Source organism: Paenibacillus sp. FSL H7-0943, from assembly GCF_037963265.1.
GTDB lineage: Bacteria > Bacillota > Bacilli > Paenibacillales > Paenibacillaceae > Paenibacillus_AQ > Paenibacillus_AQ odorifer.
This window is the reverse complement of record NZ_CP150148.1, coordinates 5,556,785-5,582,622: the sequence shown is the minus strand read 5'-3', so window position 1 is coordinate 5,582,622 and position 25,838 is coordinate 5,556,785. Positions and strand designations below refer to the sequence as shown.

The window sequence follows — 25,838 nt, the reverse complement described above, 5'->3', positions numbered from 1 at the left end:
AACGTTAAAGGAGTGATGAGAAATTGAGTTATTTATCTACCGGACCGATAGACAATAGTATGGTAGGGGGTGTAAGACCTACTCAGCATGTTACTGTCAAAATTGATAACCGAAGTGACATTGATTCATCAATGGCTCTTGTTCAAGGATACTATATGGATGGGACAAGAACTTTATATGTAAGCGAGCTGATAAATGTAGCACCTAATGAAGTTATAACACGTGATTATTATGGCGATTTTGATGCGTTCGAATTTATTTTTACAACTACAAGTCTGGTAGATGATCCGATTCAAATCTCAGTATGGGGAAAAAATAGCGTTGGCCAGATTGTGACTGCCCATCGACTTGTACATGCAGAATTGCTTGGTGTAACGCAAGGAATAACTGGCGCGACCGGCGCGACCGGGGCGACTGGTGCAACGGGAGCGGATGGAGCAACAGGAGCAACGGGAGCGACCGGCGGCGCAGGAGAGACTGGAGCTACTGGTGCAGATGGAGTGACTGGGGCGACTGGTGCAACGGGAGCGGATGGAGCAACTGGAGCGACTGGAGCGACTGGAGCAGGAGAGACTGGGGCAACAGGTGCCGATGGAGCTACAGGTGCAACTGGTGCAACCGGAGCGGATGGAGTAACTGGAGCGACCGGAGCAGGAGAGACTGGAGCTACAGGAGCCGATGGAGCTACAGGTGCAACAGGAGCCGATGGAGCAACGGGTGCAACGGGAGCGACCGGAGCAGGAGAGACTGGAGCTACAGGAGCAAACGAAGATGGTGCAACGGGGGCGACTGGTGCAACCGGAGCGGATGGAGCAACGGGTGCTACCGGAGCGACCGGAGCAGGAGAGACTGGGGCAACAGGAGCAGATGGAGCTACAGGTGCAACAGGAGCAACGGGAGCAGACGGAGCAACGGGAGCGACTGGAGCAGGAGAGACTGGGGCAACAGGAGCAGATGGAGCTACAGGTGCAACGGGAGCAGACGGAGCAACCGGGGCGACCGGAGCAGGAGAGACAGGGGCAACAGGTGCAACAGGTGCAGATGGAGTGACTGGTGCAACCGGAGCGGATGGAGCAACGGGTGCAACGGGAGCACGGAGCAACCGGGGGAGCAGACAGGTGCAACAGGTGCAGATGGAGTGGGAGCAACCGGAGCGGAGCAGGAGAGACTGGGGCAACAGGAGCAGATGGAGCCGGAGCAGAGGCAACAGGAGCAACGGGAGCAGACGGAGCAACGGGAGCGACTGGAGCAGGAGAGACTGGGGCAACAGGTGCAACAGGTGCAGATGGAGTGACTGGTGCAACCGGAGCGGATGGAGCAACGGGTGCAACGGGAGCAGACGGAGCAACCGGGGCGACCGGAGCAGGAGAGACTGGGGCAACAGGAGCAGATGGAGCTACAGGTGCAACAGGAGCAACGGGAGCAGACGGAGCAACGGGAGCGACTGGAGCAGGAGAGACTGGGGCGACTGGTGCAACCGGAGCGGATGGAGCAACGGGTGCTACCGGAGCGACCGGAGCAGGAGAGACTGGGGCAACAGGAGCAGATGGAGACAGGTGCAACAGGAGCAACGGGAGCAGACGGAGCAACGGGAGCGACTGGAGCAGGAGAGACTGGGGCAACAGGAGCAGATGGAGCTACAGGTGCAACAGGAGCAACGGGTGCTACCGGAGCGACCGGAGCAGGAGAAACTGGGGCGACTGGAGTCGATGGAGAAACTGGGGCGACTGGAGTCGATGGAGCAACTGGGGCGACTGGTGCAACGGGAGCTGACGGAGCAACGGGAGCGACCGGAGCAGGAGAGACTGGAGCTACAGGAGCAAACGGAGTAACTGGTGCAACGGGGGCGACTGGTGCAACCGGAGCGGATGGAGCAACAGGAGCAACGGGAGCGACCGGAGCAGGAGAGACAGGGGCAACAGGAGCAGACGGAGAAACTGGGGGCGACTGGTGCAACGGGTGCTACCGGCGCGACCGGAGCAGGAGAGACTGGGGCAACAGGAGCAGATGGAGCTACAGGTGCAACAGGAGCAACCGGAGCAGATGGAGCAACTGGAGCAGGAGAGACTGGTGCTACGGGTGCAACGGGAGCAACGGGTGAAACAGGAGTAACCGGAGCGACTGGCGTAGCAGGAGCAACGGGAGCAACGGGAGCAACAGGAGTAGCTGGTGTAACCGGAGCAACGGGTGAAACAGGAGTGACCGGAGCGACTGGAGTAGCAGGAGCAACGGGAGCAACGGGAGCAACGGGAGCAACGGGAGCAACAGGAGTAGCTGGTGTAACCGGAGCAACGGGTGAAACAGGAGTAACCGGAGCGACTGGAGTAGCAGGAGCAACGGGAGCAACAGGAGTAGCTGGTGTAACCGGAGCAACGGGTGAAACAGGAGTGACCGGAGCGACTGGAGTAGCAGGAGCAACGGGAGCAACGGGAGCAACGGGAGCAACAGGAGTAGCTGGTGTAACCGGAGCAACGGGTGAAACAGGGGTGACCGGAGCAACGGGAGTAGCTGGAGCAACGGGAGCGACTGGAGTAGCTGGTGTAACCGGAGCAACGGGAGCAACGGGAGTGACCGGAGTGACTGGAGTAGCTGGTGTAACCGGAGCAACGGGTGAAGCTGGAGTGACCGGAGCGACTGGAGTAGCAGGAGCAACGGGGGCAACAGGAGTAGCTGGAGTAACGAACACTGGGAACAACGGGAGTAGCTGGAGTAACGGGAACAACGGGAGTAACAGGAGCGACTGGAATAGCTGGTGTAACCGGAGCAACAGGAGTAGCTGGTGTAACTGGAGCAACAGGAGTTGGAGTGGCCGGAGCTACCGGAGCAACTGGGCTCACTGGTGCAACAGGTGCAACCGGAGTAACTGGAGCTACAGGTCCGAACATTCAACAAGAAGGGTTTTCTGCTTTCAAGCCCTCATTGGCAATTTCCACATCTACACAATTAACTGGCTGGACTGTGACAACACCTTTTTATGATAGCCCGTCTTTCGACGAAGTTGGCGGAAATTATACCATTCCGACAACTGGTAGATATTCGATTGAAGCGACTATCAATTATTCTACAACTGCCTCACTTTCTATCAGTCTTGGTGCTGGAGTTAATCCGGCTTTCGTAGTTCAGAGAACTTCTCCTACTGCAACAAATCTGGTAAGTGGGTTGTTCCCAGTACTTGATGTGAATGTTGCACTTATATTAGATTTGAGAGCAATTTTGGGAAGTGGTACTGTGACGCTGGCTGGAGAATTTGCATTAACCGCAGGTGATGTGATTGGCTTGTTCTATGTGGCAAATGGTTTGACGGTTCCTTTGAATTTGGGTGGAGCGAACTCAGCAGGTATCGTCTGGTCTGTTCATGAATTAACTTAAGCTTATTTATCTTCAAGTTCAGTGTTTATAACAGGGGTAATTCGGTAGCCGTTAGTGTGGCTCTCGGGTTACCCCCTGTTTTGTTGGCATATGTTATAAGTCGACTGGAATGTTGCTTATTAGATTCTTATTCTATTAAACCAGTACGGATTTTCAGCTTATTTTAATAAATCAAATATGTGTAATAGTAGTTTTTAAATGGATGTCCACACCTTAATTCAAAACAAGAATAATACTATAAAGAGCCAAAAAATATGAACTAATTTTCTAGGCTCATAGATTATCAACTTAGAGTAGGTGGGAGGAATGATTATAGATAAAAACACATTTTATACAAAGCTATTGAGGAGAATCTTGTTCGATTGATTTGATTTTTGAAATTCAAATAATACGAGTATTTTAAAATCTATACAAAATGAGGTGTTGAAAATTGAGTCAACTATCTACTGGTCCCATAGAAAATAATCTGGTAGGGGGTGTAAGACCTACTCAGGTTGTTACTCTTAAAATTGTCAATCAGAGCGATGACACTCCGTCAACAGTTCAAGTCGAAGGTTATTATATGAATGGGACAAGAACTTTATATGTAAGTGAGCTGGTTAATGTAGCTCCTAATCAAGTAATTACTAATGATTATTATGCAAACTTTGATTCATTTGAATTTTTATTCACAACACCAATTATGATTGATGATCCCATTCAAATTTCAGTTTGGGGGAAAAGCAGCACAGGTCAATTAGTGACTGCTCACCGCCTTGTCTACTCTGAATTATATGGAGAAAATATAGGAATTACAGGTGCTACTGGAGCTACTGGAGCTACAGGAAGCGTTGGTGCAACGGGAGCGACAGGTGCTGGCGTAACCGGAGCCACAGGTGCTGGAGTAACGGGAGCGACAGGAAGTGCAGGGGCAACGGGAGCGACAGGAACTGCTGGAGCAACGGGAGCCACAGGTGCTGGAGCTACTGGAGCTACAGGAAGCGTCGGAGCAACGGGAGCAACAGGAAGCACTGGAGCAACGGGAGCGACAGGTGCTGGCGTAACCGGAGCAACAGGAACTGCTGGAGCAACGGGAGCAACAGGAAGCACTGGAGCAACGGGAGCGACAGGTGCTGGCGTAACCGGAGCAACAGGAACTGCTGGAGCAACGGGAGCAACAGGAACTGCTGGAGCAACGGGAGCAACAGGAACTGCTGGAGCAACGGGAGCGACAGGAACTGCTGGTGTAACGGGAGCGACAGGAAGTGCTGGTGTAACGGGAGCAACGGGAACTGCTGGAGCAACGGGAGCGACAGGTGCTGGCGTAACCGGAGCAACAGGAACTGCTGGAGCAACGGGAGTGACAGGAACTGCTGGAGTAACGGGAGCGACAGGAACTGCTGGCGTAACGGGAGCAACGGGAACTGCTGGAGCAACGGGAGCGACAGGAACTGCTGGTGTAACGGGAGCGACAGGAACTGCTGGAGCCACGGGAGCGACAGGAACTGCTGGAGCCACGGGAGCGACAGGAACTGCTGGAGCCACGGGAGCGACAGGAACTGCTGGAGCAACGGGAGCGACAGGAACTGCTGGCGTAACGGGAGCGACAGGAAGTGCTGGAGCCACCGGAGCAACAGGAACTGCTGGAGCAACGGGAGCAACAGGAACTGCAGGAGCAACGGGAGCAACAGGAACTGCTGGAGCAACGGGAGCGACAGGAACTGCTGGTGTAACTGGAGCAACAGGAACTGCTGGTGTAACTGGAGCAACAGGAACTGCTGGTGTAACTGGAGCAACAGGTGCTACTGGTTCAGGTGCAATTATTCCATATTCTTCTGGTCTTCCAGTAGCAATGACCACTGTATTAGGGGGGCTTTTGAATACTTCAAGTGCAGTTGGTTTTGGTAGCAGTGCAACCAATATCAGTATTACAGGCGGTACTATAGATCTCACCGGAGCGGCTGGAACCTTGCTGAACTTTGCGTTCTCGGTTCCTAGAACTGGAACGCTTACGTCTATGGCAGCCTATTTTAGTGCGACAGCTTCCGTTAGTTTAGTGGGGTCTACGGTAACAATCACGGCTCAATTATACAGATCTACTACACCTAACAATACCTTCACAGCAGTACCTGGGGCTTTAGTTACGTTAAGTCCTCCGCTTACAGGATTAATTGCTCTTGGAACTATTAGCAGTGGTAATACCACAGGTTTGAGCATCCCTGTAACTGTGGGAGAACGCTTGCTGTTGGTCTTCACTTCGACGGTCACGGCTGGCATTGACGTTGCAACAACTGTTGCTGGCTATGCTAGTGCAGGAGTTACAATCGCATAATCTGAAGAAAAAGGGATATCCCGATAGCCCTATGGGCTGCAGGATATCCTGATTTTTTCTCCAATATTGTTATTTAGATCATTAGAATCTCCCGGATATCTTGCTCTGTGAGGGTAGACAAGCTTTCTTGACCTGGCTGGATGACCTCATCAATCAAGTTCTTTTTCTTCTGCTGCAGCTCATACATCTTGTCCTCTACGGTGCCTTGGGTGACGAGACGAATTACTTGCACTACATTTTTCTGCCCAATCCGGTGAGCCCGATCCGCAGCTTGCTGCTCGACGGCAGGGTTCCACCAAAGATCGTAAAGGATTACAGTGTCTGCCCCAGTTAGGTTGAGCCCAGTCCCGCCGGCCTTTAAGGAGATTAAGAAAATATCCCGCTCCCCTTCATTAAATTTATTACATAAATCTACTCGTTGAGAAACAGGCGTTTGACCATCTAAATAAAAGTATGGAATGCCCTGATATCCTAGTTCACGTCCAATCAGGCCGAGCATCTCTGTGAATTGTGAGAATACTAACATACGTTTACCCGAACTGCGACATTCTTCTATGATTTCGAGCAGCTGCTCGAATTTAGCAGAGCTTCCTTCATATCCATCGACAAAAAGAGCAGGATGGCAGCACAACTGGCGCAGACGAGTTAGTCCCGCCAGAACTTTGATCCGATTATTATTGCCGAAGCTATCTTGGGTCAAATGCTTAAGCGCCTCTTTTTTCAAACGGGCGAGATAAGCTACATATAACTTTTTTTGCTCCGGCAGCAGTTCACATGCTTGTACGGATTCGATTTTGTCCGGAAGTTCCTTTAACACATCACTCTTTAAGCGCCGCAGCAAAAAGGGACGCGCCCGCTTCGCAACCGTTTCTCTTGGTAAATCATGAAAAGCTTTTTTGCCTGGAAACAACCCAGGGAACACGGTGCCGAAAATGGACCATAAATCTTCCAACGCATTCTCCACGGGAGTACCCGTAAGTGCAAAACGGTGCCGGGCTTGAAGCGCCATTACAGCTTGGGCTGTCTGTGTAGTATGGTTTTTTATAGTTTGTGCTTCATCGAGAATCAGAGTATGAAAAGACTTTTTAGCATACAGCTGAACATCTCTGCGGAGCAACGGATAAGAAGTGATGATTACATCAGCTTTTGCTGTATTTTTTAAAATCCGCCCGCGCTCAATTAGACTACCGTCTGCAATGACAGCTTTGATCTCTGGCGTGAATTTTTTAAGCTCATTAAGCCAGTTATAAGTGAGAGACGCAGGAGCGACAATTAGGGCAGGCAGTCCATTCTGGCGGATCTCTGGAAGTTCTGACAGGAGAAAAGCGATACTTTGCAGCGTTTTGCCTAACCCCATATCATCCGCCAAAATACCACCAAAACGGTAATGGGCCAACGTCTTCAGCCACTGAAACCCATACTGTTGATAATCCCTTAGCACAGGAACCAGACTGTCAGGTATAGGAAAATCAAGATTCTCAGGATTCCGCATGTTCGCAAGTAACCTTTTAAAGGATCTGCCCAGCTTAATGGAGTCACTCTTAGCATCCGTGGAGGTCAAATGTAACCCGCGAACAACGGGCAGAGAAAATTCCATCCCTTTGATCTCACCTTCCCGGATGCCTATATCATTCATAAAGGTAATGATTTCTTGAAGCTCCTCGCTCTCCAGTGGTAGCAGGGCCCCATCAGGCAAGCGGTAGTATCTGCGTTTTTCCTGCAGGGATTTCAGAACCATAACAATCTCAGCTTCTGGAATCCCCCCCATATCGAATTTAAAATCAAGCCAGTCCGTCTTTTCATTCCAACTAATGCTCACCTTAGGGGGTGTAGTGCTCGTAAACAGTCTTGCTTTGACTGCGGAGGTCGCATAGACCGAAAGCAGCGGTTCCAGCAGCGGAATGGTATGGTACAAAAAATCGTACTCGCCCTCTTCGTCTGTCATAATATATCCGCCCTCAGTTTTAGCGAAGGATTCGTGTTCCATCAGCTCCAGAATGCGGGCTTCTCCCTCCCCGTCTCGCAAAAGAATCAAATTCGTCCCGCGAACATGGGCTTTTTCATCTAAAGGGTTGATCACAATGTCACCATATTGGAACTCTAGTCCGGCGAGCAGCCGATCTCTCACACGGTCCAGATAAAGCCTCGCGATAAGCCTATGTTGAACAATTCGATCCGCAATGGAGTCGGCGATATGGACATTGCCCAGCTTTTTCAGACCAGGAATAACCTTGTCCATAAAAGACTCCATTTGCTCGGGGGCAATATCGATACCATTTCGGCGGGAGGAATCCAGCATTTTTTTCATTTCAGCAAGGCGTATGCATTCTTGAGGGGATAGCTTCAGCAACTTACCTTCCGACAGTACTATCCCGTAATCTTCTAAGACCGAAATCTGCTCAAGTCCTTGAATATCCAGATGATATCCATCCTCTTCTGCCTGTTCAAATTCAAAGCTGAGTGGAGGCGCCTCATTGGACACGTGGATGCCTTCGTACAGCACCTCTTCTTGTTGCAAAAATACCGAAGAGATCTCTGAAAGCGCAGGCTGAAGCGACTCCCAGAAAAAAGGAGGGACGGCCAGCAAACGATCTCCCCCAATACTTCCCCCATAAGGTGAGTAAGGAGTGACGTTATCGCGGTACATTTTTTCATTTAATACAATATCAATCAGCTTCTGTAGAACAACATTGTCTTCCTTCCGAAAGCTGTAAATGGCAGGATCATAGATAAAATGTTTCGTGAACTCAAAGGATTCTCCGCGGTGTACACTTTCTAGAAATCCCCTTATTTTCTGAACAATATATAGACGTTTTGGACCGACTTTCATTTCTATACCCAGCATGGTGTGGCTGTAACTATAAGTGAACGGCTTGCATGTAAACTCTATATTTAGAGGAAGTCTGTTATCTACAAAAGCCCCCGTACCGCTAGGACGCGGTGTATGGTTGCTGAACATCCCCAGTAGGCTGCTCACGAGCTGTTGATCTCTGGACTTTCCCCCGTTGTCTTGCTCAGTATCTGTAAAAATACGTGGGGTTAGAATCTCAGTATCTTCTATAGAAGACAGGTGCGAAGCTCCGGTAAGCTCTGTACGATCTCGGCCAGTTTTAAGGGCGTCAACGTTGATCAGCACAGCCGCGATATGTTTACAGAATGGCCCCCCATGGGAGTAGGCTGGACAATTACACTCTGCCTGGACATCCCCATCAATATCAATGACCACCATAACTTCATAGTCGATCGCCCCCTGAACAATGGCTTCATATCGAGAGCGGGGCAAATCTGGAATGGAGTCATTGTATTCTTCAACTTCAATTATATCGACACTTTCAGTTTGGTAATAAGCTAATCCTTTTTCAAAAATAGACTTGCCGCACAGCAGTTTGATTACCCGTTCTGATACACTAAAGCCCATAACATAATTCCTTCCTCATAACTTGATCTTGAAAAGCCCGAATTTAATATAGTACTTATGATAACAGAACGGGCGTGCGCATCAAATAGGGGGTGTTGTTTTACTTATTCCATGCATGATAAAAGCGATCGTCAGGTTGATTTCTTCCTCGTCGTTCCAGTCCTTATCTGGCTGCAGCAGCAAGCGATTCATCAAATAACCTACGGCAGATGAGAGTGTGAAGCGTATAAGTGTGGGTGTAGGCACCTCTATGATTTCACCCTTTTCCTTAAAATGTTCAACAATATCAATCACGCGCTCCAGTATTTTGCTAAGAATATTCTCTACAAACTGCGCTCTAACTGTTGGCTGAAAAGGAATCTCCTGAATAAGAATCTTAAGAATTTTAAAATTCTTGCGGGCGAAATCCAGCCGATTGATCATAAATGCCCGCAGGAACTCCTCAAAGCTGTCGTAGGGCATATCAAGCACGCCGTTGAAATTCCGCAGCACAAAAGGCGCAAGCATGCGACTCATGGTAGGACCTACTATGGCAAGCAGCAGATCATTTTTAGTCTTGTAATAGCGAAAAATCGTTCCCTCCGCCACGCCCGCCTTCTGAGAAATTTCACTCGTTGAAGTCGCAGAGTATCCTTTTTCGGAGAATACCTCAATCGCCGCTTGTAGAATAGAAATCTGCTTCGGTGTCAGTTTCTCGTCTTTGCCAAGGGTCAGCAGCTCTTCTATCCACTGCTCTTCTATATTTTGTTCCCTAGAAACTTCCTCTTTCATTACAATAGCCCTCCATGCTTGATTCATTTTGTTTCAATGATAATAGTTTTTGTGAAGTTACATTTTGCGATGCTTGCGCAGTGCCAATACATTCAGCAGCATAAATAGCAGCGAAAATCCTATTAGTACATAGACATCCAGTGCAATTGCGCTCCATCCTTTGCCACGGACCATAATGTCCATCAGAGCTTCTGATCCGTAATAGATCGGTGTAGCGAGGCCAACGCGCTGGAGCCACAGTGGAAGGGTATCGAGCGGGAATAATCCACTGAGGAAGATTTGTGGCACTATAATGAGTGGAATGAACTGAATCATCTGCAACTCATTGGCTGCAAAAGCCGACAGCAGTGTGCCCAACGTCAGCGCTGTCATCGATAGGAGCAATGTGATCAGCAACACGTAACCAAAGCTGCCTGTCATCATAATGCCAAGAATCTGTATGGAATACCATGAGATCAATAGCGCCTGAAAAACGGTAAATATGCCGAAACCACATACATACCCCATCACAATCTCCCATCTTTTCAATGGAGTCGAAAGTAGGCGTTCAAGCGTGCCTGTGGTTCGTTCCCTTAAGAAGGATACACCTGCAATCAAGAATACGAAAAAGAAAACAAATACGCCAATCATAATGGGACCGAAACGGTCGATCGTCTTCATATTCTCAGAACCGTAAAGATAGCTGATCTGCGGCTGTAAGTGTTTCTTTGTGCTTGGAAGAAGCTTCTGGGAGATTTGTTGCAGCGTCATGATTACTGCCTTGTTGGCTGTAGGGTTGCTACCTTCTAGCAGCACTTGAGGCGTAACTTGCGAATCTCCGGCGGTTCCGTTCAAAGTGATCAAAGCGTCAATTTTTCCTTCAACTAAAGTGCCTTTTCCCAGCTCTGCGCTGGCATATTCTTTGATGGTGGCATTTTGTGCTTTTAACGCAGCTGACATATTTAGAGGTACACCGGACACACCGATTTTGGGTTCATAGGCGTCACCGTTGAAGACCAAGCTCATTAAGCTTAGAACGAGGAGTGGTGCAATGAACATTAATGCCATCGTTCTTTTATCATGAATAAACTGTCGCAAAATCCTTAAGGTGATCGCTCGGATTCTCATGAACGCACACCTCCATAATATAAAAAGGCTTCTTCAATAGAAGCTGAACCGGTGGCTTGCAGCAGTCCGGCAGGCGTGTCGGCAGCAAGCAGCTTGCCATCACGGATCATTCCGAGCCGGTCACATTTTTCAGCTTCATCCATGACATGCGTGGTCAGCACAATAGTGGTGCCTTTCTGGTTCAGCGCTTTTAGTTCCTTCCAGATGGATAGCCGCAATACCGGATCTATGCCAACTGTAGGCTCATCAAGAATAAGCAACGGCGGTTCATGCAGCAGCGCGATCGCCAATGATAAGCGGCGTTTCATCCCGCCGGAGTATTGGTCTACTCTTTTTCTTAAATGATCTTGTAAATTAACGATCTCCATTACGGATGTGATGCGTTTGGAGCGTTGCTCCCCCTTTAGTCCATATAGCGCTGCAAAAAACTCCAGATTCTCCTTCGCGCTAAGCTCCGTGTACAAGGCATCAGACTGGGCCATATACCCAATCTGTTGCAGCATAGTCAGCTTCGGCATCGTCACGCCAAGTATTTTCACCTCGCCGGAGGTTACCTCATCGATACCTGTAAGCAGCTTCACTAATGTTGTTTTTCCTGAGCCCGATGGCCCTAATATGCCAAAGGTTTCCGCACGTTCCACTTGAAGCGAAATATCCTCGAGCACCTGTTTCTCTCCAAACGCTTTCCCGACATGGCTCACTGAAATAACTGGAACCTCTGAACCCATGTTTATCTCCTCGATTCTGAATGTTCTGGGATACTTGCTTGAGGTGAAGGTGTAGATGGTGTAGAAGGTGTAGAAGGTGTTGATGGTGATGGTGATGGTGATGGTGATGGTGATGAACTGCATTGAGTTAAACACTCTAATTATATAATGAGTGAGTACTCACTCATTACTCTGCATCAAAAGTTAGGAATTGTAAACCATATATTTTATACAAAGGTATCCCACAGTATTAGCTTAATCCCGATTGACGTTTGTTAATTCAACATGTCCTTTTACTATGTATATAGAGATGATTTGAATGAAAGGCAAAAGTGCCACTAAATAGCGTCGATCCACTTAAATCAGCTAAAAGAGAGGCATAAATGCCTCAAAATAGCACGGGCTTACCTAAACCAGACTAAAGAAGGGCATAAATGCCACTAAATAGGCATGATTTAGATAAATCAAGCAAAAGAACGGTATAAATCCCGTACAGTGAGCTCATTCTTGCTGAAGTCAGCTAAAGAACGGTATAAATCCCGTACAATGTACCCAATCCCGCTAAAGTTAGCAAAAGAACGGTATAAATCCCTCACAAAGAGCTCAATCCGACTGAAGTCAGTAAAAGAACGGTATAAATCCCGTACAATCAGCCGAATCCTACTAAAGTCAGTAAAAGAACGGTATAAATCCCGCACAATGTACCCAATCCCGCTAAAGTTAGCAAAAGAACGGTATAAATCCCGTACAGTGAGCTCATTCTTGCTGAAGTCAGCTAAAGAACGGTATAAATCCCTCACAAAGAGCTCAATCCGACTGAAGTCAGTAAAAGAACGGTATAAATCCCGCACAATGAGCCCGATCCTACTAAAGTCAGTAAAAGAACGGTATAAATCCCGTACAATCAGCCGAATCTCCTACGATGCCCCTTACGCAGAAAGCGCCCCAACAGACCAGTTAGTTTTTAAATCGTAAGCAGCAGCCACATAATTGATAGCAGACTCTCGCCAGTAACAAGCTTCCCCCACCCGCCAAGCGATCTCCGTAATACGCTCCCCACCCGCCCAAGCGACCACCGCAATATACTCCAAGTGCCCATCGACCTCCTCAACAAGCTTTCCCACGCGCCCAAGCGAACTCCACATATACTCCACCCGCCCACCTCGGCAACAAGCTTCCCCCACCCGCCTGCAATCTCAAATTAGTCCCTACGTCACACCAAATTCCAAACAATTCTCCAACTAAATAAGGTAGCCACACCAAGCACCTTTTTACGAAAAGAGGCTGTTTTTGCTGTTTAGTTCATTTGGTTTAGATCAAGAAAATTGTTAAATGAGCTAATATACCTGATTTTTTTAAAAAAAGAATACTAGTTAATATTTCCATTACATTCCTCTGCAACAGAATTGACAATTGTAGACGAAAATGACATTAGCAGTTACCTATACGAAAAGGGTGAATCTAATTGAAAAACAGTAAATGGATTAGCGCAACGTTGGCTTCAGCACTTCTTGCAACAGTAGGCGTTGGAAGTGTATCTGCAGCTAGCACCGGCAGTAATGTAAAATCTGTAGCTACCAATCAAGTCGCTGCTGTTACAGCAGTTAAAGAAGGTACAACTACTTGGAATGTAAACGGAACGCCGATTGTGTTTAACACCATTAACAGCAGTGGTTACAAGCTTTACTCGCTGACTCAGGTAGCTGGTGAAATTGGGGCTAAGGTAGTACTGGGAACAAGCGGGTTTGAACTTAACGACAGCAAAGGACTACATAATGTGCAACTCAAAACAGGCTCAAAGAGCTATCAAGTAGATGGTAATTCCGAATCGTTCACAGTGGCTCCAGTGTTTTATAACGGTAAAACTTATGTAGAGCTGACTAAGTTAGTTATTGCATTAGGTGGAGAGCTGGACGCTGATGCTAGCACGATTTTGAGCTTTGCACGTCCGGAAGGATTGTTTGATACTTTGCACTGGACGGCAGCTGGTAACCTGATTGCGAACAAAAGTGATGCTGAAACTACTCAGCTTATCAAATTCAGTACAGAACCAGGTAACTATGAAGTGTTTTCGTCAAATGACAGTGCGGTGGACTTTGCAGTATCGCCGGATCAACAGTGGGGAGCTTTTAATGATGAGAAAGGTTTGCTGAATCTGATTAACTTGTCTAGCGGAGCTGTTAAAACACTAGGCACCGACAATAGCGTGAAGACAGATCTGGTTTGGTCCAAAGATGGGAAAAGCATTTATTTCATCCAAGGAGACAAGCAAGAAAAAATCGCTAAAATCTCAGTAGAGACTGGTGATGTTAAATCCGTTTTGGCTGACAAGGTTGAGAATAAATCCGAACTGCGCATTTCTGCTGACGAAAAAAGCGCCGTTTATATCGTTAATTTGACGGGTGTTGCTAAAAATGATGCAGACAGCACAGAAGATTCTCTTACGGTAGACTTCAGCTCGGCAGGAGAGCAGCTTTACAAGCTTGATCTGGCTACAAAAGATGCTAAACCAGCTGCATTAACAACTACAGCGGATAACAAGCTTTACCCAGAGATTTTGGCTGATGGAAATGTGGCATACCTGAGCGCAGATGCAGACGGCAATGCGAAGAATACCCTGAAGCTTGTAAAAGCGGACGCAACCAGCACTAATATTGCACTTGATATCGAAGTGAATTGGTCCACTGGCGTTAGCAATGGTTTGGTAGTGGCAGGTACTACGGCAGACGGAAGCACAGTGATCTATTCTATCGATGGTAGTGGTGCAAAGACCGAACTGTTCCGTACGGCTGAAGATGTATCTGAAGTATCTGTATCTAAAGACGGAAGCAAGCTTGCGATTGTGAGCGGCGACAGCGTATGGGTTATCCAAGGCGGTAAAGGGCTGCAACTGACTAAATAATGATTATCCCAAACATATTTTAACGGCCTAGAGCCGAGAGGAGAAAATAGTACAATGAAAATCTTCAAGAAATTAACAGTAACGGCTTTAACAGCCGTAATCGCGGTAACCGCATCTTTTGCAGGGATTGCAGCAGCAGCAGATTCACTTAGTGGCAAAATCACCGTTAACGGTTCAACCGCACTTCTTCCATTGACCTTGCAAGCGGCAAAAGAATTCCAAAAGCTGCACCCTAAAGTAAAAATCGCAGCATCTGGTAAAGGTTCTGTAACTGGACCACAAGCTGTGAAAAAAGGCATCGCTGATATCGGCGCTTGCGACTGGGATGCTAGCATCGACGTACCAGGCTTCAAAGCTTTTGACGGACAGGTAGCGAACAAAGTGGCTGTCATTCCTTTTGCAACGATTGTAAACAAAAATGTGGGTGTAGATAACCTCACAACAGAACAACTTAAAGGCATTTTCGCTGGCAAAATCACCAACTGGAAAGAAGTAGGCGGCGCAGATGCAGATATCGTTGTCATCACTCGCTCTTTCGGTTCTGGTACCCGCGTTAACTATCAAGCTAAAGCCTTGGATGGCGGAGATATCGTTAAAAAAGCTAAGAACTACAAAGAAACAGGTTCATCCGGCGACATGAAAACAGCAGTAGGAACTACTCCTAACTCCATCGGTTATATCGACCTTGTTTATGTAAGTGGCGACGTAAAAGCAGTGAAACACAACGGTATCGCAGCTACTACAGACAACGTAATTAACGGTTCTTATAAGATTTGGGCTTATGGTTACTACATGACTAAAGGTCAACCTACTGGCGCAACTAAAGAATTTATCGAATACGTACAAAGCAAAAAGTTCCAACAAGGTTCTCTGAAAAAGCTTAAATTCATTCCGATCGCAGCAATGAAGGGTTAATAACATCTGAAGATCATATTGAACGGTAACAGCGGCCAGCCCCGATTTTGATACGGGGTTGGCCGCTTACAGGAGGGAAAGTATGGGGGCACCAGTCCACAACCTGGCAACTAAGGTTAAGGAGGGCGTTACAGAAGTTAGCGCCAACTCCAAACGTCACAGTAGACATATGTTTAGCAACCGATTATTCCGCTTTTATTTCTTATTCAGCATTCTTGCACTTTGCTTCGTGCTTGGACTTGTAATTCTATTTATCGGCAAAACGGCGCTGCTTCTGTTTGGTCATCTCTCGCCTGCGGACTTTTTCTTTTCTTTTAACTGGACGCCTGAAGAGGACTCGTTTGGGGCTGCTGCCTTCATTGTAAATACACTTTCACTGACGGCTTTGACCCTGCTGATCGCAGTACCTATTTCTGTGGGTATGGCCGTGCTCTGTGCGGAGATTGCTCCGAAGTGGATGAAGACCTTCATTCGCCCGGTGCTCGATTTGCTCGTTGGTATTCCTTCTATAGTATATGGTTATTTAGGCTTAACGGTATTACTTCCTTTCCTGCGTAGAGTTAGTGGGGAGAGCTTGGGTGATGGTTTGCTGGCTGCGGCCCTCGTACTCGCATTAATGGTCCTGCCAACGATTTGTCGAATCAGTGATGATGCTATTGTCGCTGTCCCACGCAAATATCGGGATGCTGCGTACGCTCTTGGATCTACCCGTTTGCAAGTCATTATGCGTGTTGTTTTGCCTGCGGCCAGCAGAGGGATTATCTCTGCAGTCATCCTCGGGATGACTCGTGCTGTGGGGGAGACAATGGCTGTAGTTATGGTTATCGGAAACACACCACAGTTGGCAAAAACCTTATTTACACCTGCCTCGGTCTTGACTAGTAACATCGTTATGCAAATCTCGAATGTAGAGTTTGAGTCAACCTGGAATTATGCCCTACATATGATGGCCTTTCTTCTGCTGGTGATTTCATTTGTACTGATTCTGATCATCCGCGTGCTGGGTAGAAAAAGGAGGGATGCAGCGTGAACGGATTCGCAAGTACAAAGCATACAGCGCGTGCTCAGAGACGCAATAAGCTCGCGACTATTGGGTTTTATACGCTTGGGGCTTTAGTCATGCTGCTAATCTTCTGGCTGCTCTTCACGATTCTTAGTAAAGGTCTGCCAGCGCTGCGGCCTGACTTCCTGATTAAACAGCCTGAAGAGATTGACGTAGGTGGCGGGATCGGTCCTGTACTTTTCAACTCTTTTTATATTTTGTTCATCTCGCTGCTTATTTCCGTCCCTATCGGTTTAGGTGCGGGGATTTATATGGCGGAGTATGCTCCGGATAATGCTTTTACAGGCGGCCTGCGTATATGTGTAGAAGCTCTCTCTTCGGTTCCTTCAATTGTATTTGGTATGCTTGGACTTGCGATATTTGCTGAATATTTTGGAATCGGCCTGACGATTCTTGGCGGTGGGGTAAGCTTGGCGCTTTTGAATCTGCCTATGCTTGCACGTGTGACGGAGGAAGCGGTTCGTGCTGTTCCTGGGGAGATGCGTGAAGCTGGATATGCACTGGGCATGACTAAATTCCATGTGATCCGCACAGTAGTTCTACCCGTTGCAATGTCAGCCATTGTTACTGGGATTTGTCTCGTTGCTGGGCGCGCCTTCGGGGAGTCTGCGGTTATTATCCTTACCGCTGGCCTCAGTACCTCGGGCGAAATGTGGGACTTTAATCTGTTCTCGCCGGGAGAAACCCTGGCAGTGCATCTATGGTATGTACAATCTGAAGCAATTGTAGAAGATGCGCGGCAAATCGCTGACAAATCAGCAGCCGTACTCGTATTTGTAGTTCTGTTTATTAACTTTGCCTTCCGTTTTCCGCTCTGGCTCGGAAATCGTCGCAAAGGGCGCTGATTCCGCTAATATAGGAAGACATGCATAAAAAACTGTCTCTCGGCGAGAAATCGCCGTGAACAGTTTTTTTATTCCCGATTAAATAAGCAAAGGTACTCTCATCCTTCGATAAAATTGCTAATGCGCGTGTCTTTTGAGTAATTGGATTGGCCACGCTTATAGAAAGCTAAAAAAGTTCCCATATTTAAAAATCAGAAATGGGAATTTGAAGATTAATAGTCGATGAGTAATGAGTGGTTTTTAATTGCACTTTATGCATTTATTTTTGATGGGGATAGGTTTGTTTGGGTTTAATTGTACTTTGTGCAGTTAAAAATGGTGAAAAGGCCATTCTAGGCGTAAATCTGAGAATATAAGTGTATGAAATGCAATTAAAGCGAGTTTTGGAGGTAAAAGGGTACTTTTAGTTGCAGAAAATGCAATTAGATAGCATGTAGCGGCGTTTCTCCGGAAAATTAGCCGTAATGTTCTAATGCGGCGGGGGATGATGTGGAACTGACTCATAAAAACTGATCAACGATTGCTAAGCTCACATAACCCTGAGCCCCAATGAGTTCTAAGTGTGACCAAGTCCGAGCGAGCATCAAAAGTTAAGCTCCATCGACTCATAGCCCGACGAGGCATGGGTTTTCACTGAATTCTAAGCTTCGAATGCTAAGCTCTATCGGATCCTGAGCTCCGACAAGGCTAAAGTTTTCATCAAGTTCTGAGCTTGGAATCCAAGCTCCATGAACCCCTGAGACTCGGCTAATCTAGAGCCGCGAATCTTTAAGCTCAGTCGTTCAGTCGTCTATTCGTCCCAGTGACTCCCTGAGCCCCGCCCATTCCTTCTCCTGAGCTCCGCCCAACCCCTCCCCTGAACACAGAAACAGCCTTCCCGAAGGAAGGCTGTTTCTATATGACGTCCCGGAAGGGATTCGAACCCCCGACCGTGCGCTTAGAAGGCGCATGCTCTATCCAGCTGAGCTACCGGGACATGGTTGCTGGCAGAAAAGCAAGCAGGAATTATCATATCATATGGGGTGTTTTTTTTCAAGCTGTTTTTTAAAAAGAGTACGGGGTATGCTATAATCTACAATTATTAAGTTTCGGAAGAAGCTTAAGGTATTAATAACTTTTATAATGGTTAGGATTCCATTCACATAAGTAGACATAAGGAGGTGCCCTCATTAAACATTCGGATTCCCCCGCCACCAAAGAGAATATCGTCCTGTTCCCCAAGACACTGGACTATTATCAAATCCAGCTGACGGTGATGCTGGAAAGTGAACGCTACGGGGAAGCGATGGAGCTGCTTCGTTTTTTGCTGCAGTGTCAAGGACAGGAAGAGCGAAATTACGAGGAATGGCGGTCCCTGCTGGAATGGCTCGAAACGGCATTTCCTTACGCGTCCCAGAATGGAGATGCGGAGGGAGCTGTTCACCCCGAAGACGAAGATTTAAGGGAAGAGGATATGGCCCGCTTTTTGGCCAAATCTAAAATGAACGAGGATACGGGGTATCCCAAAAAGCTGCTGCAGCGGGTGATGAACGAGCCTCTGTCTGAGGCGACAATACTTGCACTAGAGCAGCTATCCTATCTGGAAGGTGGCGGCGTTGACGAGGAGCTGACCACTTGGCTACAGGGGGATAATGTTCATCCACTGCTGCAATTTCGGACCTTGCAGACGCTTAAGCGGCGTGGGATGCAGGGAACAGTGAAGCTGATTCGCGGACATGAAAAGGTACTTGTAGAGATCGAGAGCGTGCCACTGCAGACGGAGGATTTTCCTCCGCAGGTGAGTCATGTGCTGGAGCGGGTAGCCGGGCAGGCTGAGGTGCATGAGCCTACGCTGTATTATTTTGCACAAGAGCTCTGGGGCCAGTTCATCATGTCGATTTATGGGTCGGATGAATATCGGAAATTGCTGGAAGGCGAAGACGTTTTGCTGGATATTTGGGCAGGAGCGTTGCACCAATTTGTTTCTGAGAGTTTAAACGGCTCCCGACAAGAGGAAGAGACACGTGGAATGTATGGCATCACAGACAGCATGCGCTTTCAATTTGAGGGAGCTTATCGTGCTCTCAAGGGTTTTGTAAAGACTTCTCTACTTGATAAATAAAGTAATGTTGTATATAATATAATGGTTATTCTGTGCGTGGATTGTATCATTATTTGAAGTAAACTTGTGAACCTATATTTTGGAGGGAAAAGTATAATATGAAAGCAACATGGGAAAAAATAGAGAAGAACCTTGGAGTTCTTGAAGTAGAAGTAGACGCAGAACGCGTAACAGCAGCACTTGATAAAGCTTTTAACAAAGTCGTTAAAAAAGCTAACGTACCAGGCTTCCGTAAAGGTAAAGTACCTCGGCCGATCTTTGAATCCCGTTTTGGTGTAGAAAGCTTGTACCAAGATGCAATCGACATTCTTCTTCCTGAAGCTTACGGTGAAGCAGTTGAACAAACTGACATCTTCCCTGTAGACCGTCCTGAAGTTGATATTGAGCAATTTGCTAAAGGCCAATCCTTTATCTTCAAAGCGAAGATCACGGTTAAACCTGAAGTGAAGCTCGGCGATTACAAAGGTCTGGAAGTTCCAGTACAAAAAGCTGAAGTGACTGAAGAAGAGTTGAGTGCTGAACTTGCTCGTCTGCAAGAACGTCATGCTGAGCTTGTAGTAGTTGAAGAAGAAGCAGCAGCTAACGGCGACATCGCTGTAATCGATTTTGACGGATATGTTGATGATGTACCGTTTGAAGGCGGAAAAGCTGAACGTCACTCTCTTGAGCTTGGCAGCAACTCCTTCATTCCAGGATTCGAAGAGCAAGTGGTAGGAATGGCTACTGGAGATTTCAAAGATGTTGAAGTTACTTTCCCTGATGAATACCATGCAGAGAACCTTGCGGGTAAAAAAGCAGTATTCAAAGTGAAGCTGCACGAAATCAAACGCAAACAACTTCCTGCATTGGATGATGAGTTCGCTAAAGATGTAAGTGAATTCGAAACTTTGGATGAGTACAAAGCAGATTTGAAGGCTCAGCTCGAATCCCGTAAAGAGGAAGAACTGAAAGGCCTTCGTGAGAATGCAGTTGTTGATAAAGCAGCAGCTAACGCTGAAGTTGAAATCCCTGAAGCTATGATCAACAGTGAAGTTGAGAATATGGTTCGTGACTTCGACACTCGTCTTCGTCAACAAGGTATGAACATGGATATGTTCCTTAGCTTCTCCGGCCAAACTCGTGAAGACTTGCAGAACCAAATGAAAGGCGATGCTGAAAAACGCGTTCGCAACAACCTGGTATTGGAAGTTATCGCAAAACAAGAGAACATTGAAGTTTCCGAAGAAGAAGTTAACGAAGAGTTGGCTACTATGGCTGAAGCTTACAAACGTACTCCAGAAGAAATCCGCAGCATCTTGGCAGCTAACGGTTCACTGGGCAGCTTGAGCGAAGAGCTTTCGTTGCGTAAAACCATTGATTTCCTTGTTAGCAATAGTGTAGAAGTTGAAGCAGTAGAAGAAGCACCAGCTGCTGAAGACACTAAAGCTGAGTAGGATATTTTAAAATTATAAGAAGGTATAAGTTTCACTTTATACTTTATTCTTATAATTCTCGCATAAACGCTTACCGTCCTTAAAAGGACGCCGAAGGCGTTTTAGCTTGACACTACCTAGAACGGCCAAGTTACACGGCCTCCATACAGATATGATAAGGCACGTAAGTTTCGTTACGTGCCTTATTTTTATCCTCGGCCGCAAATATATGTGACTACATAGGTATCCGTATGAACGTATGGCAATAAGGTAATAGGGGCGGTAACGTCACAATTCACAAGCAGCGGACTGTCCACTGTAGTGAAAAAATGACATCGCGCCGTGAACGTGTTAAAATATTTCTGAAACGATAAGACTAATCTGTACAGAGAAAAGAGGTTGGTGGCATGAGTCTGGTACCAATGGTTGTGGAATCAACAAGTCGTGGAGAACGTTCGTACGATATCTATTCCAGATTGCTCAAGGATCGCATCATTTTCTTAAGCAGTGCGATTGACGATGATGTCGCCAATCTGGTTATTGCTCAATTGCTGTTTTTGGCAGCAGATGATCCCGAGAAGGACATTCACTTGTACCTCAACTCACCCGGTGGTTCAGTAACAGCCGGCATGGGTATATACGATACGATGCAATATATCAAACCGGATGTTTCAACCATTTGTGTAGGGATGGCAGCAAGCATGGGATCGCTCCTTCTAACAGCTGGGGCTCCGGGCAAAAGATATGCGCTGACCAACAGCGAAGTTATGATTCATCAACCGCTCGGCGGTGTTCAAGGTCAAGCGTCTGATATTTGGATTCACACTGACTGGATCCTCAAGACGAGACAGAAGCTGAATCAAATTTATGTAGATCGCACAGGTCAGCCCCTTGAAAAAATCGAACGGGACACAGACCGCGATAACTTCATGAGCGCGGAAGAAGCCAAGGAATATGGGCTTATTGACCAGGTTCTTTCTTCACCGATGAAATCTTAAAGGGGTGGTTAGATGTTTAAATTTAATGATGAAAAAGGGCAATTGAAATGTTCTTTTTGCGGTAAATCACAAGAGCAGGTTCGTAAGCTTGTAGCAGGACCGGGCGTTTATATATGTGACGAATGTATCGAGCTTTGCACGGAAATTGTGGAAGAAGAGCTCGGTCATGAGGAAGAGCTTGATCTGAAGGATATTCCAAAACCAAAGGAAATTCGTGATATTTTGGATCAATATGTAATCGGTCAAGAGCAAGCGAAGAAATCTCTTTCTGTAGCGGTTTATAACCACTACAAGCGCGTGAACAGCCAAAGCAAGATCGAAGATGTTGAGCTGACGAAGAGTAATATCCTTTTGCTCGGTCCAACAGGTTCTGGTAAAACCTTGTTAGCACAAACGATGGCGAAGATTATCAACGTTCCTTTTGCTATTGCAGACGCTACTTCCTTAACGGAAGCTGGTTATGTTGGCGAGGATGTTGAGAACATTCTGCTCAAACTCATTCAAGCTGCAGATTACGATGTGGAGAAAGCCGAACGCGGCATTATCTATATTGATGAAATTGATAAAGTAGCACGTAAATCCGAGAATCCGTCCATTACTCGTGATGTTTCCGGCGAAGGTGTACAGCAAGCGCTTCTGAAGATTCTGGAAGGAACTGTTGCTTCTGTGCCTCCGCAGGGCGGACGTAAGCATCCTCATCAGGAGTTTATTCAGATCGACACGACGAACATCCTGTTCATCGTTGGCGGTGCCTTTGACGGTCTGGAGCAAATGATTAAACGCCGTATCGGTAAAAAAATCATTGGCTTCAACGCAGCAGTTGAAGGACAAAAGGATCTTAAGCCTGGCGAATATTTGTCGATGGTATTGCCTGAAGATTTGCTCAAATTCGGTCTTATTCCTGAATTTGTAGGCCGTCTGCCAGTCATCTCGACTTTGGAGCCGCTTGATGAGAATACGCTTGTACGTATCCTTTCCGAGCCTAAAAATGCACTCACGAAACAATATATCAAGCTGCTGGAAATGGACAACGTAGCGTTGAAGTTCGAACCATTGGCACTCGAAGCAATTGCCAAGGAAGCGATCAAACGTAATACGGGAGCCCGTGGACTGCGCGCGATTATTGAGAGCATCATGCTCGATGTGATGTATGAAGTTCCTTCACGCGATGATATTAAGGATTGTGTGATCACGGAACAGGTCGTTCAGGAGAAAGCTTTGCCTGAGCTCAACCTTAAGAAAGACAAGAAGAAAGAGGAAAGCGCGTAAGCCGCATTTCCTTAACAATACATGTCACAGTCTCCACCTTTCTTCCGCTTATCCCGCTTCACATTAGCGGGAGCGAAGGGGTGGAGCTTTGGCGTTATGGGGGAGAAAAATCATGTTCTTGAGACACCAAACCCGTCCTGTCAATGTTGGCGGGCTCATTATTGGGGGAAACAACGAGGTTGCGATTCAAAGCATGTGTACAACCAAAACCGCTGATGTGGAGGCTACTGTAGCTGAAATATTGCGGCTTGAGGAAGCAGGCTGCCAGCTAGTACGCGTAACTGTCAACAATGAAGAGGCGGCTGCTGCAATCAAGGAGATCAAGAAACAGATTCATATCCCACTCGTAGCGGATATTCATTTCAACTATAAGCTAGCGTTGATGGCTATCGAGAACGGCATCGATAAAGTACGGATTAATCCGGGGAACATTGGTCGTCGCGAAAAGGTAGAAGCGGTAGTTAAAGCATGTAAAGAAAAAGGAATTCCGATTCGGATTGGTGTAAACGCTGGTTCTTTGGAGAATCACCTTTTGGAGAAATACGGATATCCAACCCCAGAAGCAATGGTAGAAAGTGCGTTATACCATATTGGGATTCTGGAGGAACTGGATTTCCACGACATTATCGTTTCTCTAAAAGCATCCGATGTGCCAATGGCCATCGAAGCTTATCGTCAGGCTGCGGAAGTCATCCCTTATCCGCTGCACTTGGGCATTACAGAATCTGGCACATTGTTTGCTGGTACAGTGAAGAGCTCCGCAGGTATTGGTGCACTGCTCTCTATGGGCATCGGCAGCACACTGCGTATCTCGCTTAGTGCCGATCCGGTTGAAGAGGTTAAGGTGGCGCGTGAGCTGCTGAAGACGTTTGGTCTGATCTCTAACGCGGCGACGCTGATCTCTTGTCCGACTTGCGGACGACTGGATATCGATCTTTTCTCCATCGCTAATGAAGTGGAAGAATACATTTCGAAGCTTAAGGTGCCTATTAAAGTTTCCGTCCTTGGCTGTGCTGTTAACGGTCCTGGTGAAGCACGTGAAGCAGATATCGGTATTGCTGGCGCTCGTGGAGAAGGTTTGCTTTTCCGTTACGGCCAAATGATCCGTAAAGTGCCTGAAGCAGAACTCGTGAACGAGCTGAAAAAGGAAATTGATGCGATCGTGGTGGCTTACGAGGCAACGGGCGAAATCCCAGGCCGCGCCCACGCTAACCTTGCACCTCCGGTGCAATCGAAGTAACTTGGTCTGAATGGTATTTATAAGAATTTTCAATCTCATAATATTATAAACACTTCTTAGCATCGTATAGTAATTTTGGGCGACGTTAGGTAAGTAGTGACCTAAGTGGCGAAGAACGTCCTGTGCAGTTCCGGTATATCCGGGGCTCATGGGGCGTTTTTTTTGCGTTTATTTCCATTTTGGAGGAAGGGATGAGTAAACATGAACTATGAACAAGCCCATGAAAAATTTATTGCGCAGCATCTTGCAAGCAGAACGGGCGAACGGCGGGGAAGGCTGGAGAGAGGTCATGGCCACGCCGAGAAATTATTTTTGCAGAATGTCTGGTGGCCGCTTTGTGGTGAATTCAATGATCTTCATCCGGAGTATGAGGTGCTGGATTTACAAAGACGAGCTTATTTTGCTGATTTTGCTTTTTTGCCGGGGCCGATCAAGCTCTTGTTTGAGATCAAAGGGTATGCAGCTCATGTAAGAGACATGGATAGGCTGAAGTATTGTAATGAGCTAAATCGTGAAACTTTTCTGTACGGAATGGGTTATCAAGTAATTTCATTTGCCTATGATGATGTTGAACAGCGCCCTGAGTTATGTGTTACACTGCTGCGTTTGGCGCTAAGCCGCTACCAAATTGTAGATGCACCGCGTGGCAGACTGCTAATCGCTGAGAAGGAAATCATGCGTTTAGTGGTGCGTCAAGCTGGGGTGATACGCCCTAAAGAAGTCGCTGATTATTTCACGCTAGATCCCAAAACAGTACGCATGATGCTAAAGAATCTCTGTGAAAAAGGCTGGCTTACCCCTGTGAAGAGGGGAATCGGCGTCAAAAATGTTGAGTATAAGCTGGCTCGTGATGTTCTTTATTACTGGGATTGATATTTGTAAAGGCTGATGGCTGGTGGAGGCTATATTATTGAAGTAGTTTATGAAGGAGTAATGGAACAGTTTAGCCTATGTAATTGAGGTATCTGGTGGAACTTATGGAGTTGGTGGTGCTATTGTAGCTGGTGTAGCTGAGGTAGCTGATGTAACTGGTGTAGATGACGTAGCTAATGTTTTGAAGTGGATAAAGTTGTAAAAGTGGCTGATGGAGCAGGTGTAGCAGAAGTGGTTTGATGGGGCTGATCATATAGGCGTAACAATGTTGGTCATGACTTTTGCTGAAGGCGGAAATTTGAAAAGAAGGTATGTGAAGGAGCTCGATGTGAAGTCCGTTATGAAGTAAAACGCAACAATTAGGGAAATTCTCCCTGAAATAAGCGAGATATGGCTCAAAATCAAGCTTATTAGGGAAAAACTCCCTAATAAAAGGAGCATTTCTCCCATTTATGTGTGATTCGTCCAATAATCAGGGGGGATTTCCCTAATTGGCAGCTTTGAGGTCGTGAATCACTGATAAATAGGGAGGATTTC

Annotated in this window: 20 protein-coding genes and 1 tRNA gene; 14 read left to right on the top strand and 7 right to left on the bottom strand. The window is 47.0% G+C overall.

Translation table 11 applies throughout. The features are described 5' to 3' along the window. The first annotated feature begins 23 nt into the window (after positions 1 to 23). From NSQ55_RS24460 to NSQ55_RS24445, 4 genes are all read left to right on the top strand, one after another. A complete protein-coding gene (locus NSQ55_RS24460) occupies positions 24 to 1,832 on the top strand; it encodes a hypothetical protein (RefSeq protein WP_339169520.1) in 1,809 nt (602 codons plus the stop codon). A gap of 21 nt (positions 1,833 to 1,853) precedes the next feature. Then, positions 1,854 to 2,978 (top strand): collagen-like protein, encoded by a 1,125-nt coding sequence (locus NSQ55_RS24455; protein WP_339169518.1) that lies wholly within the window; start codon positions 1,854 to 1,856, stop codon positions 2,976 to 2,978. Beyond that, positions 2,959 to 3,369 carry a hypothetical protein gene (locus NSQ55_RS24450; RefSeq protein WP_339169516.1) on the top strand — a complete coding sequence of 137 codons (411 nt, stop codon included), beginning with the start codon at positions 2,959 to 2,961 and terminating at the stop codon, positions 3,367 to 3,369. Before NSQ55_RS24455 ends, NSQ55_RS24450 begins: the two co-directional genes overlap by 20 nt. 430 nt (positions 3,370 to 3,799) lie before the next feature. Further along, positions 3,800 to 5,680, top strand: a complete 1,881-nt coding sequence (locus NSQ55_RS24445) for an exosporium glycoprotein BclB-related protein (protein ID WP_339169514.1) — start codon at positions 3,800 to 3,802, stop codon at positions 5,678 to 5,680. A gap of 73 nt (positions 5,681 to 5,753) precedes the next feature. On the opposite strand, the gene NSQ55_RS24440 is transcribed toward NSQ55_RS24445, so the two are convergent. From NSQ55_RS24440 to NSQ55_RS24415, 6 genes are all read right to left on the bottom strand, one after another. Continuing rightward, positions 5,754 to 9,098, bottom strand: coding sequence for an SNF2 helicase associated domain-containing protein (locus NSQ55_RS24440; RefSeq protein WP_339169512.1), 3,345 nt, complete (start codon positions 9,096 to 9,098; stop codon positions 5,754 to 5,756). 81 nt (positions 9,099 to 9,179) lie between these two features. After that, entirely contained in the window at positions 9,180 to 9,869 is a 690-nt protein-coding gene (locus NSQ55_RS24435; RefSeq protein ID WP_339169511.1) for a TetR/AcrR family transcriptional regulator, read from the bottom strand. Positions 9,870 to 9,926: 57 nt separating this feature from the next. After that, positions 9,927 to 10,976, bottom strand: coding sequence for an ABC transporter permease (locus tag NSQ55_RS24430; RefSeq protein ID WP_339169509.1), 1,050 nt, complete (start codon positions 10,974 to 10,976; stop codon positions 9,927 to 9,929). After that, positions 10,973 to 11,704 carry an ABC transporter ATP-binding protein gene (locus tag NSQ55_RS24425; RefSeq protein WP_339174594.1) on the bottom strand — a complete coding sequence of 244 codons (732 nt, stop codon included), beginning with the start codon at positions 11,702 to 11,704 and terminating at the stop codon, positions 10,973 to 10,975. Before NSQ55_RS24425 ends, NSQ55_RS24430 begins: the two co-directional genes overlap by 4 nt. Positions 11,705 to 12,147: 443 nt before the next feature. After that, positions 12,148 to 12,534, bottom strand: a complete 387-nt coding sequence (locus NSQ55_RS24420) for a hypothetical protein (RefSeq protein WP_339169507.1) — start codon at positions 12,532 to 12,534, stop codon at positions 12,148 to 12,150. A 78-nt stretch (positions 12,535 to 12,612) separates the two neighbouring features. Beyond that, entirely contained in the window at positions 12,613 to 12,774 is a 162-nt protein-coding gene (locus NSQ55_RS24415; RefSeq protein ID WP_339169506.1) for a hypothetical protein, read from the bottom strand. Between the two features lie 374 nt (positions 12,775 to 13,148). Here NSQ55_RS24415 and NSQ55_RS24410 point away from each other — a divergent pair, with 374 nt between their 5' ends. The 4 genes from NSQ55_RS24410 (at position 13,149) to pstA (ending at position 17,408) form a co-directional block, all read left to right on the top strand. Beyond that, positions 13,149 to 14,585: a stalk domain-containing protein gene (locus NSQ55_RS24410; protein WP_076220484.1), complete on the top strand. Its 1,437-nt coding sequence runs from the start codon at positions 13,149 to 13,151 to the stop codon at positions 14,583 to 14,585. A gap of 54 nt (positions 14,586 to 14,639) precedes the next feature. Beyond that, a complete protein-coding gene (locus NSQ55_RS24405) occupies positions 14,640 to 15,500 on the top strand; it encodes a phosphate ABC transporter substrate-binding protein (RefSeq protein WP_038573065.1) in 861 nt (286 codons plus the stop codon). A gap of 82 nt (positions 15,501 to 15,582) precedes the next feature. After that, positions 15,583 to 16,530, top strand: coding sequence for a phosphate ABC transporter permease subunit PstC (pstC, locus tag NSQ55_RS24400; protein WP_036685038.1), 948 nt, complete (start codon positions 15,583 to 15,585; stop codon positions 16,528 to 16,530). Then, a complete protein-coding gene (pstA, locus tag NSQ55_RS24395) occupies positions 16,527 to 17,408 on the top strand; it encodes a phosphate ABC transporter permease PstA (RefSeq protein ID WP_036685040.1) in 882 nt (293 codons plus the stop codon). The genes pstC and pstA overlap by 4 nt, the downstream gene beginning before the upstream one ends. A gap of 902 nt (positions 17,409 to 18,310) precedes the next feature. On the opposite strand, the gene NSQ55_RS24390 is transcribed toward pstA, so the two are convergent. Beyond that, positions 18,311 to 18,384: transfer RNA gene (locus NSQ55_RS24390), tRNA-Arg, on the bottom strand. 279 nt (positions 18,385 to 18,663) lie between these two features. Between NSQ55_RS24390 and NSQ55_RS24385 the strand changes: the two genes are divergently transcribed. The 6 genes from NSQ55_RS24385 (at position 18,664) to NSQ55_RS24360 (ending at position 25,301) form a co-directional block, all read left to right on the top strand. Continuing rightward, positions 18,664 to 19,509: a hypothetical protein gene (locus tag NSQ55_RS24385; protein WP_339169503.1), complete on the top strand. Its 846-nt coding sequence runs from the start codon at positions 18,664 to 18,666 to the stop codon at positions 19,507 to 19,509. Between the two features lie 98 nt (positions 19,510 to 19,607). Beyond that, on the top strand, positions 19,608 to 20,942 hold the full coding sequence (gene tig, locus NSQ55_RS24380) for a trigger factor (protein ID WP_036685045.1): 1,335 nt from the start codon (positions 19,608 to 19,610) through the stop codon (positions 20,940 to 20,942). Between the two features lie 386 nt (positions 20,943 to 21,328). Next, positions 21,329 to 21,919, top strand: coding sequence for an ATP-dependent Clp endopeptidase proteolytic subunit ClpP (gene clpP / locus NSQ55_RS24375; protein ID WP_076129430.1), 591 nt, complete (start codon positions 21,329 to 21,331; stop codon positions 21,917 to 21,919). A 12-nt stretch (positions 21,920 to 21,931) separates the two neighbouring features. Next, positions 21,932 to 23,188 (top strand): ATP-dependent protease ATP-binding subunit ClpX, encoded by a 1,257-nt coding sequence (gene clpX / locus NSQ55_RS24370; protein WP_036685052.1) that lies wholly within the window; start codon positions 21,932 to 21,934, stop codon positions 23,186 to 23,188. A 112-nt stretch (positions 23,189 to 23,300) separates the two neighbouring features. After that, positions 23,301 to 24,428, top strand: a complete 1,128-nt coding sequence (gene ispG, locus NSQ55_RS24365; RefSeq protein WP_036685055.1) for a flavodoxin-dependent (E)-4-hydroxy-3-methylbut-2-enyl-diphosphate synthase — start codon at positions 23,301 to 23,303, stop codon at positions 24,426 to 24,428. Between the two features lie 201 nt (positions 24,429 to 24,629). Then, positions 24,630 to 25,301, top strand: a complete 672-nt coding sequence (locus NSQ55_RS24360) for a BlaI/MecI/CopY family transcriptional regulator (protein WP_339169500.1) — start codon at positions 24,630 to 24,632, stop codon at positions 25,299 to 25,301. Positions 25,302 to 25,838 lie beyond the last annotated feature (537 nt).